Source organism: Thermorhabdus hydrogeniformans, assembly GCF_049310025.1.
In the GTDB taxonomy this organism is placed as follows: Bacteria; Bacillota; Thermosediminibacteria; order Thermosediminibacterales; family Tepidanaerobacteraceae; genus JBJYKD01.
Window position 1 is genome coordinate 1 of sequence record NZ_JBJYKD010000050.1, and the last position, 12,548, is coordinate 12,548.

Genomic DNA, 12,548 nt, shown 5'->3' on the forward strand with positions numbered 1-12,548 from the left:
CAAAACATTCCTTATGAAATTTTCAAGGTTCGGGAAAAGAAGTAAAAAAGTAGGGTTTCTACACTAGAATCAAATATCTCTTTAGCAACTTCTATCCTCCTATTGATCCCCGTTGTATAAACCCAGTTGCTGAAATCCCTCCACAATTCCTTCTCTGCCTGTTGCTATCAGTTGGGACACAATAATATCTATGTCATAACCGTTTAACAGCAAAGATGATAATTCCAGAATTATAGGAAGGTTCACCCCTGTCAAGACTTTTACCTTGTTTTTTTGATGTTGGCTGGCCAGTTTCATTGCAACATTGAAAGGACTACCGCCGAACAGATCTGCCATAACTAAAATATCTTCATGACTATTTTCAATTTCAACTTTTAACTTCTTTTCAAAACTGGATATATCATCGTTTTCGTCAAAGCTAATGGGCTTTAAAAAACTTATATCGCCAGCTATCATTTTTGCAGCATTAGCCAGGCCATGAGGAAAATCCCCATGGCCTACCAGTACTATTTTCATCATCAAATCACACCTTTAAATTCTTCACATATTCAGTATATTTTGCATAAACCATATCATTATTATCTTTCGGCAAACTGGCAACATTAGGTGAAACAAATGTCGGCAGCTCAATTCCCTTTTCCCTAAGCAGCTTTGCTGTCTCACACAGCAGAGACATTGATATGAATATTACTGACAATGTGGAGCTCGCACCAATTTTGGCTTTCTGCCCTTCAATCTCCACTAAGGCATCTTCTAACGGTGCACAGTTATCTATGACAACATCAGCTATGTCGGCTAAACTTTTTCCACTGGAGTGTGTGGGCTTAGCATGTTTATAGTTATCCATTGAAGTAACGGCTATTACCTTCATACCTTTATCTTTTGCATATAAAGCAGCTTCCACAGGTGCAGCATTTAATCCTCCATGGGAATATACAACCATTGAATCCTCTTTATGGAAATTAAAACTCTGGAGGAAATTTTTAATATATCCTTCCTGTCTTTCAATCCACAAGAGTTCTCTCGCGCCACCGGGCCCAATGACATTGAACCATATCAGCCTAGGATCAATCAGTGGATGTAACCCTACATAACTCCCATATCTCGGAAAGATATCCAATGCGGGTATGGCCGAATGACCACTTCCGAACAGATGAACGAGATGACCGCTGGCTATACTTTCAGCCATTATCTCGCTTGCTTTTCTGATATTTTCGTTCTCTTTTTCAACAATCTGATTCAATATCTTTAAGGCTCTTTCTTGATATATTTTTGCTGACATTTAAAGCACTCCTTTTCATTTAGAATATTTTCAAAACCACCCCTGCGAAGGTCACTATGAACAGAAATCCCATAACCCATAGGGGTGACTTTTTCTTAACAGAAAGCAGGTACCAAACTACAATTACTGTTAGTATTGATAGCATGCCTGGAAATATAGTGTCTAATATTTTTTGGAATTCTATCGCCATTTTGCCCGAGGTGTACTTTATAATTGTAGTGAGGTTAACATAAGATGCAGAAAGTGCACCCATTACCAATAATCCCAGCACACTTAAAGCATTTGTCAGAGCATGAATTTTTCCACCTTGCATAATCTCCTGGATACCGCCCAGACCTGCATTGTACCCAAATTTACACAGGTACCAGGAGGCCAGACCTATCAGTGTAGGATAAAGTAGCGCATAGAAGATCGGTCCTGCAACTCCTGCGGTTTTAGTTATCCCTATAGCAATAGCCAGCAATATTGGTATCAACGTACCCGGGATAAGTGTATCGCCAATTCCTGAAAGGGGGCCCATAAGTGCCACTTTAACTGTATTGATAGTATCATCATCAATATCCGCGCCATTTGCTCTCTGTTCTTCAAAAGCTGCAGTGACACCATGGATTACACTACCTATCTGCGGTTCCACGTTGAATAAGACCAAATGCCTTTTTAGTGCCTTTACTTTTTCCTCTTTATCTTGATACAATTCATCAATTATAGGCAGCATAGAATGGCAGAAGGCTATACCCTGCATTCTCTCACCGCTCTGTGATGAACCGTTGAAGAAAAACCACGTGAGCCACGATCTGAATAAGGCTTTGGAACTTAATTTCTTATAATCAGCCATTATATGATTCACCTCCCTGGAATTTAAACCAGAATATAGACAGTACAACTCCCATTATAGCAATAGCCATTATTGGAAGATTAAGATATTTGACTAACATAAACCCGAGAATAAATATACCGAAATAACTCTTGTCCTTTATTATCATATTAAGCAATAAACCTATTCCAAGGGCAGGTAACACTCCACCCAATACAGTCAAATAATGAGTAACCATTGGCGGAATCATATTCAATAGATTCTGCAAAAACCCACGTCCAAAATAAAGAATAAAAAATGCCGGTATAAACCTCATTGCAAAGTTCACAATCTGCGCGCCAAGATTCATGGCTTTTATGCCGTTCCCATTGCCTTCATCGGCATATCTGTCCGCCCTGTGTGCAAAGTAGACGTTAATAACCCAAATTAAATTCCAGATAGTAACGCCTATTAATCCCACCGGCACAGCCAGGGTGGGTGCAATATTCGGGTCGGCTTTGGATAATATCACAAGAGCGGTGGTCAAATAGCCAATATAGTCCACATCAAAAGGCATTACAGCTCCTGGTGTAATAACGCCTATATACATTGCCTGAATTAAGATTCCGACTTCTAATGCTGTTTGCATATCACCCAGAATAAGACCCACAAGTGCCGAAGCTACAAGGGGTCTGCCAAGGGTATAAAATCCACCTGTAGTACCAAATATCCACGGTGCCCCTATTGCTCCCAGGTAAGACAAAAGAGCAATTAAAGAAATTTTAATAATCAAAATTTCTACCTCCTTAACCACTATTTTAAATTTGACTTGACTTTACCCCACAAATAAAATGGAGTCTCCGGCAATAATTGAAAGTCTATATTCACCTCCTTACTTTCTTCTAATTGATTCAAATAACCTACATCCTCTTCTGTAATGAAAATATTATGCGTAATCTCAAACACCTTTTGATTACCAACTCTTTTAGAAACATTTCCAATATTTAGTCTTGGGGCCTTTATCCCAAGTTTTATCAGCTCGTATGCGATTTTTGGAAATCTAACTACTATCATAACGTTTTCTTTATCATCAATAGAATCAACTATATCTTTCGCCTCTTCCGTTTTGCATATGGAACACTTAATGTTTTTTGGTACAGCCATTGTAGCTATGGACTTCAATACGGGGTTTTTTGCAGTCTCATCATCTACTGCTACTATCGCAGTTATATCGTAATGCTTTATCCATTTTGTAATAATTTGACCATGAATCAACCTATCATCAACCCTGATTAACTTTATCAAAATATCATCCCTGCCTCTCGGTAATTAAATTTACACGTATTGAATATCTATCTCCTCTTAGCAACGAAATTGCATATTCAAATGGAATTCCCTCCTGATTAAAAGTAATCCTCTTTACTAAAAACGCAGCAGTCTTTAGCCTCACTGATAATTGTTCTGCAATATTTTTATCATTTATATTTATTGAGTTATATACTTCTTCTGCTCTATACGGAACCATGTCGTATTTTGTTCTTAAAATTTCATATAATGAATTACTGCTTTTAAAGTGTTCCTCACTGAAGTTCTTAAATATATAACAAGGCAAATAACTTTTCTGCAAGGCCACAGGTTCACCATTTCCCAATCTTAATCTCTCAATAACCCATACACTTTTATCACTATTTAACTTCAATGCCTCTGCTATGTCATTATCCACATATTCCTTAGTAAACCTTAATAACTTTGTATCCAGTTCTATACCCTTTTGTTTCATCTCCTCAGTGAAACTCAGTAGACTTAGATATCGTTGTATTTTGGGCTTTGCTACAAAAGTGCCTTTCCCTTGAATCCTGTACAAAACTCCTTCCTGGACGAGGTCGGATAAAGCTTTTCTGACTGTTATCAGACTAACATTGTACAGTTTCTGTAGCTCATTCTCGCTAGGTATTTTTTCGTTTTCTTTATATATACCTTTTTTAATATCCTCTAATAATTCACTTTTAAGCTGGTAATATAACGGTAATGGTTTTTCTCTATTGACCATTCTGTCGCCACCTTATTTCATTATATTCTTATGTTATTATGTTCTTATACTAACTTATTCGACATAAAATCAAAAATTCCTTCTTTTATATTAAATTTTTTTATATTAATTTTGATACCCCCGTTTCCTTCAATCCTTTCTGATTCCTTTCTTCTCACATTTTCTTACCGTTGAAAAGGGAATTTTAAATCAACCGAAGAAACACAGGAGAGAAAAAAGCTATGAGAGGAGAAAAAAAGAGAAAGCCTTTCATGTAAGGTGATAGTTTCCGTTTTACCCCATACCTTACAGGAGACTTTCTCCGAGAAATCAACCAGGTATTATAATTGTAACATCGCTTGGTTAGCTAATAAAGCAGTATCGTAAAGTTAATCGCTTTAATTATTTTTTATGTTTTTTGAAAAACAATCACCCTCATATTACCGGAAGTGAATTGACAAAATATAATTCAGGGGTCTTGACATGAAGCCCTGCATCTTACTGTGTTCATTACGATCCGACGGCTAAAAATTTTACACAATCCGGTCAAATTCGGGAATCGAATTCCTCCGGCATGGTGCCGGTCAGGCCGAAATAATATAGTATGGCGTCGGCTATGCGCTGAGACGCCAAACCGTCACCGTAAGGGTTGACGGCGTTGGCCATTTTATCGTACTCCGACCGGTCAGAAAGGAGCCTTTCCGCTTCCTCAAATATGCTCCGCCGCCCGGTGCCAATGACCTTTACGGTACCGGCCTTCACCGCTTCGGGCCGCTCGGTCTCCGTCCTCAAGACCAGCACGGGCTTCCCAAGGGAGGGGGCCTCCTCCTGCAACCCGCCGGAATCGGTCATTACCATGTAGCACCTGGCCATGACGTTGTGCATTTCGGCGGTGTCCAGCGGCGGCAGCAGCACGACGCGGTCGTGCCCGCCCAGTATGCTGCAGGCCACACCCCGCACCGCTGGGTTTAAATGCACCGGGTAGACCACCACCACGTCTGGGTTTTTTTCCACCAGATCCAGGAGCCCCATGCAGATATTCCTGAGAGGCTCGCCAAGGTTTTCCCTCCGGTGGGCCGTCACCAGCACCACCTTATTATTTTTATAATCCAGGCGGTTCAGGATTTCCGTGGAAAAGGTGAAATCACGCTTCACCGTGGTCTTCAGGGCGTCGATAACGGTATTGCCGGTGACGAATATGCCGGCCTCGCCCACGCCTTCATTCAGCAGATTTTGTTTTGCGGTGAGAGTTGGGGCAAAGTGCAGATCGGCAAGCGAGCCGGTCAGTTTTCTGTTCATCTCCTCGGGAAACGGCAGCCACTTATTGCGAGTCCTCAGACCCGCCTCCACGTGCCCCACCTTTATGTGCATATAAAAGGCCGCCAGGGCTCCGACAAAAGTGGTGGTGGTGTCGCCGTGGACCAGCACCATATCGGGGCCGGACTTTTCCAGCACTTTTTCCAGACCTCTCAGTGCCCGGGCGGTTATATCGAAAAGGGTCTGCCTTTCTGTCATAATGTCCAGGTCATAGTCGGGGACAACATCAAAAAGGCTCAACACCTGGTCCAGCATCTGCCGGTGTTGAGCTGTAACGGCAACTTCACAGTGGAAGGCTTCTCTTTTTTTCAATTCCCGCACCAGGGGGGCCATTTTAATGGCCTCGGGCCTTGTACCGAAAACTGCCAGCAACTTTATTTTATCCAACTCGGGCTCTCCTCTTGGAAAAATTTAATTTACATGCTGTTGGTGGGCCTTTTGGCATCGCGGGCCAGATTTATGCGCCTCATGGAGAACAGCAGGGCGAATATCACCACACAAAGAGCTATGACCGCTTCCTTCACGCCCACTTTCGCCAGTATTATGGAGCAGGCGCCCAACATGAGGCTTATGAAGTACAGGTAAAGAACGGCCTGCCTCTGGGAAAGGCCGATGGCAAGAAGTCTGTGATGAAAATGACCTTTGTCGGCCTGCATTATGGGCTTGCCGTTCACAAACCTCCTGAGTATGGCAAAGGCCGTATCGAAAATAGGCAGCCCCAGCGCCAGGATGGGCACAATAAGCGCTATGGCCGTGGCGCTTTTTACGGCACCGTCGATGGCCACCGCCGAAAGCATAAAACCAAGGAACATGGCTCCTGTATCGCCCATGAATATCTTTGCCGGGTTGAAGTTGTGCGGCAGGAACCCTACGGCGGCCCCTGCCAGCAGAGCCGTCATCAGCACCGCATTGCTCTGGCCGAGGCTCAAATTCACCAGCATCATGGTGAAGGAGGCAATGGCGGCTATCCCCGCCGCCAGGCCGTCAAGGCCGTCGATAAAATTAAGGGTATTGGTAATCCCCACCACCCAGAAAAGGGTTATGGGTACGCTCCATTTTCCAAGAAAAAACATGCCGCCGAGGGGATTGGTAACCCATTCCACCTTCAGGCCGAACAGCACCAGGATGCAGGCGGCAGCCACCTGCCCCGCCAGCTTTACTTTGGGCGGCAGGCTGTAGACGTCGTCCAGCACCCCCACCATGACTATAAAGGCTCCGCCTATGAGCATACCCCGTACGGAAGAGAAGTTCAGCGGCAGGGTTATGAGGCCCACCGCCATAAATGCCGCAAATATGGCTAGACCGCCAAGCCTGGGCACCGGTTTTTTATGTACCCTTCTCCCATCCCTGGGCACGTCTATGGCGCCTATCTTCCAGGCGAGTTTTGAAACCGCCGGCGTCACCAGATAGGATATGACCAGAGCCGTCAGGAAAGCGTATATATAAAGAGGCAATAAAATCGCTCCCTTTCGATTTTGTGCCTATTTCAGGCCCGTCTTTTTTCCGTCTTAATTATTTTATTTTAAATCCGCGGCATTGTCAATCGCCGGAAAAGTTAATTATCTCCACTCTCGCCTCTTCTAAGAGTCTCATCGCCAGTTCATCGGGGTAATCGCCCGTGTATACGATTCTTGCGATACCGGCGTTTATCAGCATCTTGGCGCACAGGGCGCAGGGCTGGGTGGTGCAGTAAAGGGTGGCCCCTTTTATGCTTATCCCCCATATGGCGGCCTGGATGATGGCGTTCTGTTCAGCATGAATGCCCCTGCACAGTTCGTGGCGTTCGCCGGGCGGTACATTCATTTTTTCCCTCAGGCATCCCACATCTTCGCAATGGGCAAGACCCGACGGGGCGCCGTTGTAACCGGTGGTGAGTATCCGCCGGTCTTTAACCACCACAGCCCCCACATGCCGGCGCAGGCAGGTGGAACGCTTCGCCACCACCCCGGCGATTTCCATAAAATAGCTGTCCCATGAAGGTCTCATGATTCCACCTATTTCGTGCCGAAAAGCCTGTCGCCGGCGTCGCCCAGCCCGGGGACGATGTAGCCGTGGGAATTCAACCGCTCGTCCACCGCCGCCGTGTATATTTCCACATCCGGGTGTTTCTTGTGTACCGCTTCAATTCCTTCGGGGGCCGCAATCAGGCACATCAGCTTTATGCTGGTGGCGCCCCTTTCCTTCAAAAGGTCCGCCGCCATTACGGCTGAACCGCCGGTGGCCAGCATGGGATCGAGTATTATAAGTTCCCTTTCTACCACATCGCTGGGCAGCTTGCAATAATACTCTACGGGAGTCAGGGTGTCAGGGTCCCTGTAAAGCCCCACATGCCCAACCTTGGCTGTGGGTATGAGCTTCAGCAGGCCGTTTACCATTCCAAGACCGGCTCTTAAAATGGGAACAATTCCTATTTTTTTGCCGGAAATCATCCTGGCTCTGGCGGGACCGATAGGAGTCTTTATCTCCACCTCTTCCAGCGGCAAATTTCTGGTAACTTCATAGGCCATCAGCATGGCCAGTTCTTCCACCAGTTCCCTGAATTCTTTGGCGCCGGTGTTCTCATCCCTTATCAACGCCAGTTTATGTTGTATCAACGGGTGATCAAACACGAAGACGTTTTTCATCCGGAAGCCTCCTTCAAAGGTTTATTGACGGGAGTACAGGGGGAAAGCTTCGCAAAGGGCCTTTACTTCCCTGGCCACTTTGGCCTTGTGACGTTCGTCGTCGCTGTGGGTGAGGGCTTCGTCTATGAGACCGGCGATATGTATCATCTCTTTTTCCTTCATGCCTCTTGACGTCAGCGCCGGGGTGCCTATCCTGATGCCGCTGGTGACGTTGGGTTTTTCCGGGTCGTAGGGGATGGCGTTTTTATTTACCGTGATGCCGACATCATCCAGGATTTTCTCAGCCTCTTTTCCCGTCAGGTTCTTATTCCTGAGATCGACCAGTATCAGGTGGTTGTCGGTGCCGCCCGACACCAGGTTATACCCCCTTTCCATCAACGCTCCGGCCAGGGCCGCGGCGTTCTTTACCACCTGGCTCTGGTAGGCTTTGAACTCCTGGGAGGACGCTTCCTTAAGACACACCGCCTTGGCGGCAATCACGTGCATCAAAGGCCCGCCCTGAATTCCCGGAAATATCGCCTTGTCCACGGCTTTCGCGTACTCCTCCCGGCACAGGATCATGCCTCCGCGGGGGCCTCTTAAAGTCTTGTGCGTGGTGGTGGTCACAAAATCCGACACCGGCACCGGGTTTGGATGAAGCCCCGCCGCCACGAGCCCCGCGATGTGGGCCATATCCACCATAAGGTAAGCCCCCACGCTCCTTGCTATTTGGGACATCCTCACAAAGTCGATGATCCTAGGGTATGCGCTGGCCCCCGCCACTATCATCTTCGGCCTGTGCCGGTGCGCTAGCTCTTCCACTTCATCGTAATCTATGTAGCCGGTCTCTCTTGACACCCCGTAAGGGATAAATTCAAAATATTTTCCTGAGATATTTACCGGACTGCCGTGGGTGAGGTGCCCGCCGTGGGCCAGGTTCATGCCCATCACCCTGTCTCCCGGGTTCAGCACGGCAAAGTAAACCCCCATATTAGCCTGGGAACCCGAGTGGGGCTGGACGTTGGCGTGCTCGGCTAAAAACAGTTTTTTGGCCCTCTCTATGGCCAGTTCCTCAACAATGTCCACATACTGGCAGCCGCCGTAATAGCGCCTGTCCGGATAACCCTCGGCGTACTTGTTGGTCAGGACGGACCCCTGGGCCTCCATTACGGCCTTGCTGGTAAAATTTTCGGAAGCTATCATCTCCAGCTTGCTCTGCTGCCGCTCGGCCTCTTTTTCTATGGCGGAGGCCACTTCCGGGTCCACGAGTCTAAGTGTGTCCAATCCAGTTCACCTCTTTTTAGAGTAATAGTTTATAAAGTTAAAGCTCCGGCCCTTGCCCCAACGCTCTAAGCTTGAATCCCGCGTCTGTTTTCATACTCGGTTATTTTGTCTATTCTTCTCTTGTGCCGGCCGCCTTCAAACTCCCCTTTCAGCCATTCCTCCACAATGGCCGCCGCCAGGCCCGGTCCTATAACCCTGCCGCCCATGGTGAGCACATTGGCGTCATTGTGCATTCGAGACATCCTGGCGGAGAAGGTGTCGTGGCACAGTGCGGCCCTGACGCCTTTTACCTTATTGGCCGCAATGCATACTCCGATGCCGGTGCCGCAAATAATTATGCCCCTTGTAAACTCCCCCCGGGCCACGGCCTCGGCGCACGGAATGGCTATATCGGGGTAGTCCACCGATTCGGCGGAAAACGTGCCGAAGTCTCTGTATTCGATACCCTTTTCTTCCAGCAGCCTTATGATTTCCTTCTTTAATTCATAACCTCCGTGATCGCTGGCAACAGCTATTTTCATATTTTACCTCCATTCTGCAAAGGGTAACAAAAAATGCGTTTTAACAAAAATTTTTCATACTTTCCCGTTCATTATATACAAAACGCCGCCGAATGTCTAGTTAATTTCCAATCTCTTTATGACCTTTTCCAGTCTTTCTTTCAGCTCGGCCAGCACCCTGCGATAGATTTCCTCACCGCCGCCAAAGGGGTCTTTGATGTCCACATTTTCGTCGCCTTTTTCCCCGGCGGCAAACTCCCCCAGCACAAAGACCCTGCCCTTTGTATGTGGAAATCTGTTAATTATATAGTCTTTGTGGCTTTTGGTCATGGTCAATATCAGGTCGGCGTCCAGCAGTTCTTCCGTAAGCAATCTTGCCCGGTGGGCCGAAATGTCTATCCCCTCATCCATCATGACTTTTCGGGCGTTGTCGGAAGCCGGAAGCCCTTCCACAGCCGCGATGCCGCAGGAGCCCACCTCTATCTCTTTTTCCTTTCCCAGGTCACGCAGCATTTTCCTGAAAAGCCCCTCCGCCATGCTGCTCCTGCAGGTATTTCCAGTGCAGACAAACAGCACCTTTTTCAACTGCCATCACCCCGCATATCTTTTATCCTACTCTGATAATATTATATCCGGCCGCTTTATACAGCCTGTTCATCACCGCAAGGCCCAACCCCTCTTTTGAAACGCCCTCGGCAAGTATCTCGTCCACCCCAAGGCGGTCGAATTTCCGGAGGATGGAAAAGAGGTTGGATGATATGGTGAGAGGGGCGTCCCTGTCCCCCACCGAAATCACAAGGCCCCGTGGATAGCTGTCTCTTGTCTGGGCTGTGGCCATTATCCCCACCCTGCGGCCTCCGGCCTCAAGGCTTGCCGCAAGCTCGGCGATTTTTTTTACCTGCAGCTCAACAGGGCCCTCCACCACCGTCATCCGGGCCTGCGGGGCGTAATGCCTGTATTTCTGCCCCGGGGATCTGGGCTTTTCTCCGGGAGCCAGGCCCGGGTCAAGTTCCACGGGGCCCAGGACTTCTTCCAGCTGCTCTTTAGTCAGACCTCCCGGCCTTAAAATCACCGGCACGTCACCGGAAACATCCAGGACCGTCGACTCCACCCCCACCGTACAGGGCCCGCCGTCCAGGATAATGTCCACCCGCCCGGCCATATCTTCGAATACATCCGGGGCGCTGGTGGGGCTGGGCCGTCCGGAAATATTGGCGCTCGGGGCTGCGATGGGCACGCCCGATTCTCTTATGAGTTCCAGAGCCACCGGGTGATCCGGCATCCTTATCGCCACAGTGTCCAGCCCGCCGGTGGTGCTGTAAGGGATTATTTCGTTTTTATTAAATATAATGGTGAGAGGCCCGGGCCAGAACCTGTCAATCAACCGGCGGGCGCCGGCGGGGATGTCTCTCACCAGACAATCCAGTTGCTCAAGAGAATGGATGTGGACTATAAGGGGGTTGTCCCGGGGCCTTGCTTTTGCCGAATAAATTTTTTCAGCAGCCTTTTCATCCAGAGCATTGCCCCCGAGGCCGTAGACCGTTTCGGTGGGAAAGACCACCAGCCCCCCCTTCTTTATTATTTCCGCCGCCAGTTTTATCTTATCGGGCTCGGGATTGTATTTATTAACGGTAATAATCCTGGTTCGGACCAATTTTCCACCTCTTTTCTAAAAAGAAAATCCAGGAAGCTCAACTTTAAGTCTTGTGTAAAGACCCGCTTTTGGTGCCTTTGGCCGCCGCGAACCACCATCGATGCGTTTCTACATTACCTTGCAGTTCACAGAAGGCTGAAAAAAATCACCCCGGAAACCAGGCCCCAGATAAGTCCCCGGGGCGAGGATTCATTGACAAGAAAAATATCCGGCAGTATCTCTTCGCAAACGGTGTAAATCATGGCCCCGGCCGCAAAGCCCAGGGATGCGGTTATCATCATGGGCGATATACCGCCCAGCAGTCGGCCCATCAAGGTTCCGACACCCATGGGGATTCCCGCCATGAGAGTCGATATAAATGCGGCAGGGCGCGCCATGCCCGACAGCCGGAAGGCTGTCGCTACCGCCATGCCTTCAGGGATATTGTGGACGGCCAGAGCCACCGCCAGCAAAAAGCCCAGGCCTTCGGAAGCCTCATAACCGCCCCCGATGGCCAGCCCTTCCGGGAAATTGTGACATGCAATGGCCAGAAAAAGCAGTATCCCAGCCCGGGCAAAATAACCTTCACCAATTCGATACGCGGGTTTTAAACTTTCAATCATCCATTCGGAAACCATTAAAAAGGCTATCCCTATTATTATTCCTATAAGGGTGTAAACCAACCCCGAAATGCGGAGGGCTTCCGGAATGAGCTCCATGAAAACCGCCACAAGCATGACGCCTCCGGAAAAGCCTAAAATTTCGCTCATCTTTTCACCGCTGGTATCTTTCATAAAAAAGGTGTAAAATCCGCCAGCTCCGGTACCGCCCACTCCGGCCATAAAACCCATTAAAGTGGTGGACAAAGTATCCATCGGATTCACCTCACAGGTAAATCTTATGCGCCACCACTTAAGATATTACAAATATTATGGCATAGATAATAAGTCGTTTTCGATGCGGGTTTACACTTAAATCAAATACTGCTCAATATATTACAATACCCAGAATTGCGGCCATAACTATCATTATGAGCGGGTTTATTTTCAGCAGGTACAGCCCCGCAAAGACCACCGCCGCCACCAGCATATCTTTAATGCCGGTAAA

General features: G+C 47.7%; 15 protein-coding genes. All 15 read right to left on the bottom strand.

Translation table 11 applies throughout. The features are described from left to right. Nucleotides 1–99: 99 nt before the first annotated feature. On the bottom strand, nucleotides 100–519 hold the full coding sequence (locus ACKX14_RS14875; RefSeq protein WP_422449036.1) for a PTS sugar transporter subunit IIA: 420 nt from the start codon (nucleotides 517–519) through the stop codon (nucleotides 100–102). 4 nt (nucleotides 520–523) lie between these two features. Beyond that, complete coding sequence (locus ACKX14_RS14880; RefSeq protein ID WP_422449038.1) at nucleotides 524–1,282, bottom strand: sugar isomerase domain-containing protein; 759 nt, start codon at nucleotides 1,280–1,282, stop codon at nucleotides 524–526. 19 nt (nucleotides 1,283–1,301) lie between these two features. Continuing rightward, complete coding sequence (locus ACKX14_RS14885) at nucleotides 1,302–2,117, bottom strand: PTS system mannose/fructose/sorbose family transporter subunit IID (RefSeq protein ID WP_422449040.1); 816 nt, start codon at nucleotides 2,115–2,117, stop codon at nucleotides 1,302–1,304. After that, nucleotides 2,110–2,868 (bottom strand): PTS mannose/fructose/sorbose/N-acetylgalactosamine transporter subunit IIC, encoded by a 759-nt coding sequence (locus ACKX14_RS14890; protein ID WP_422449042.1) that lies wholly within the window; start codon nucleotides 2,866–2,868, stop codon nucleotides 2,110–2,112. Before ACKX14_RS14890 ends, ACKX14_RS14885 begins: the two co-directional genes overlap by 8 nt. 20 nt (nucleotides 2,869–2,888) lie before the next feature. Then, nucleotides 2,889–3,380, bottom strand: coding sequence for a PTS sugar transporter subunit IIB (locus ACKX14_RS14895; RefSeq protein ID WP_422449044.1), 492 nt, complete (start codon nucleotides 3,378–3,380; stop codon nucleotides 2,889–2,891). A 4-nt stretch (nucleotides 3,381–3,384) separates the two neighbouring features. After that, the gene (locus tag ACKX14_RS14900; RefSeq protein WP_422449046.1) at nucleotides 3,385–4,125 is read right to left on the bottom strand and encodes a GntR family transcriptional regulator; all 741 of its coding nucleotides are present in this window, start codon (nucleotides 4,123–4,125) and stop codon (nucleotides 3,385–3,387) included. Between the two features lie 525 nt (nucleotides 4,126–4,650). Beyond that, complete coding sequence (gene wecB / locus ACKX14_RS14905) at nucleotides 4,651–5,808, bottom strand: non-hydrolyzing UDP-N-acetylglucosamine 2-epimerase (protein ID WP_422449048.1); 1,158 nt, start codon at nucleotides 5,806–5,808, stop codon at nucleotides 4,651–4,653. A 29-nt stretch (nucleotides 5,809–5,837) separates the two neighbouring features. After that, a complete protein-coding gene (locus tag ACKX14_RS14910) occupies nucleotides 5,838–6,875 on the bottom strand; it encodes a glycosyltransferase family 4 protein (RefSeq protein ID WP_422449049.1) in 1,038 nt (345 codons plus the stop codon). Nucleotides 6,876–6,960: 85 nt separating this feature from the next. Then, complete coding sequence (locus ACKX14_RS14915) at nucleotides 6,961–7,407, bottom strand: deoxycytidylate deaminase (RefSeq protein ID WP_422449051.1); 447 nt, start codon at nucleotides 7,405–7,407, stop codon at nucleotides 6,961–6,963. Between the two features lie 8 nt (nucleotides 7,408–7,415). Next, nucleotides 7,416–8,045, bottom strand: a complete 630-nt coding sequence (gene upp / locus ACKX14_RS14920) for a uracil phosphoribosyltransferase (RefSeq protein ID WP_422449053.1) — start codon at nucleotides 8,043–8,045, stop codon at nucleotides 7,416–7,418. Nucleotides 8,046–8,066: 21 nt separating this feature from the next. After that, entirely contained in the window at nucleotides 8,067–9,308 is a 1,242-nt protein-coding gene (locus ACKX14_RS14925; RefSeq protein WP_422449055.1) for a serine hydroxymethyltransferase, read from the bottom strand. Nucleotides 9,309–9,373: 65 nt separating this feature from the next. Next, the gene (rpiB, locus tag ACKX14_RS14930; RefSeq protein WP_422449057.1) at nucleotides 9,374–9,829 is read right to left on the bottom strand and encodes a ribose 5-phosphate isomerase B; all 456 of its coding nucleotides are present in this window, start codon (nucleotides 9,827–9,829) and stop codon (nucleotides 9,374–9,376) included. A gap of 96 nt (nucleotides 9,830–9,925) precedes the next feature. Then, nucleotides 9,926–10,384, bottom strand: a complete 459-nt coding sequence (locus ACKX14_RS14935; protein WP_422449063.1) for a low molecular weight protein arginine phosphatase — start codon at nucleotides 10,382–10,384, stop codon at nucleotides 9,926–9,928. Between the two features lie 31 nt (nucleotides 10,385–10,415). Continuing rightward, a complete protein-coding gene (locus tag ACKX14_RS14940) occupies nucleotides 10,416–11,462 on the bottom strand; it encodes an L-threonylcarbamoyladenylate synthase (RefSeq protein ID WP_422449059.1) in 1,047 nt (348 codons plus the stop codon). Between the two features lie 125 nt (nucleotides 11,463–11,587). Further along, nucleotides 11,588–12,316 (bottom strand): ZIP family metal transporter, encoded by a 729-nt coding sequence (locus ACKX14_RS14945; RefSeq protein WP_422449061.1) that lies wholly within the window; start codon nucleotides 12,314–12,316, stop codon nucleotides 11,588–11,590. Nucleotides 12,317–12,548: the final 232 nt, after the last annotated feature.

Coding starts and splice junctions, on each gene's coding strand:
- ACKX14_RS14875 (WP_422449036.1), bottom strand. CDS start 519: ATGATGAAAATAGTACTGGTAGGCCATGGGGATTTTCCTCATGGCCTG.
- ACKX14_RS14880 (WP_422449038.1), bottom strand. CDS start 1,282: ATGTCAGCAAAAATATATCAAGAAAGAGCCTTAAAGATATTGAATCAG.
- ACKX14_RS14885 (WP_422449040.1), bottom strand. CDS start 2,117: ATGGCTGATTATAAGAAATTAAGTTCCAAAGCCTTATTCAGATCGTGG.
- ACKX14_RS14900 (WP_422449046.1), bottom strand. CDS start 4,125: ATGGTCAATAGAGAAAAACCATTACCGTTATATTACCAGCTTAAAAGT.
- ACKX14_RS14915 (WP_422449051.1), bottom strand. CDS start 7,407: ATGAGACCTTCATGGGACAGCTATTTTATGGAAATCGCCGGGGTGGTG.
- upp (WP_422449053.1), bottom strand. CDS start 8,045: ATGAAAAACGTCTTCGTGTTTGATCACCCGTTGATACAACATAAACTG.
- rpiB (WP_422449057.1), bottom strand. CDS start 9,829: ATGAAAATAGCTGTTGCCAGCGATCACGGAGGTTATGAATTAAAGAAG.
- ACKX14_RS14945 (WP_422449061.1), bottom strand. CDS start 12,316: ATGGATACTTTGTCCACCACTTTAATGGGTTTTATGGCCGGAGTGGGC.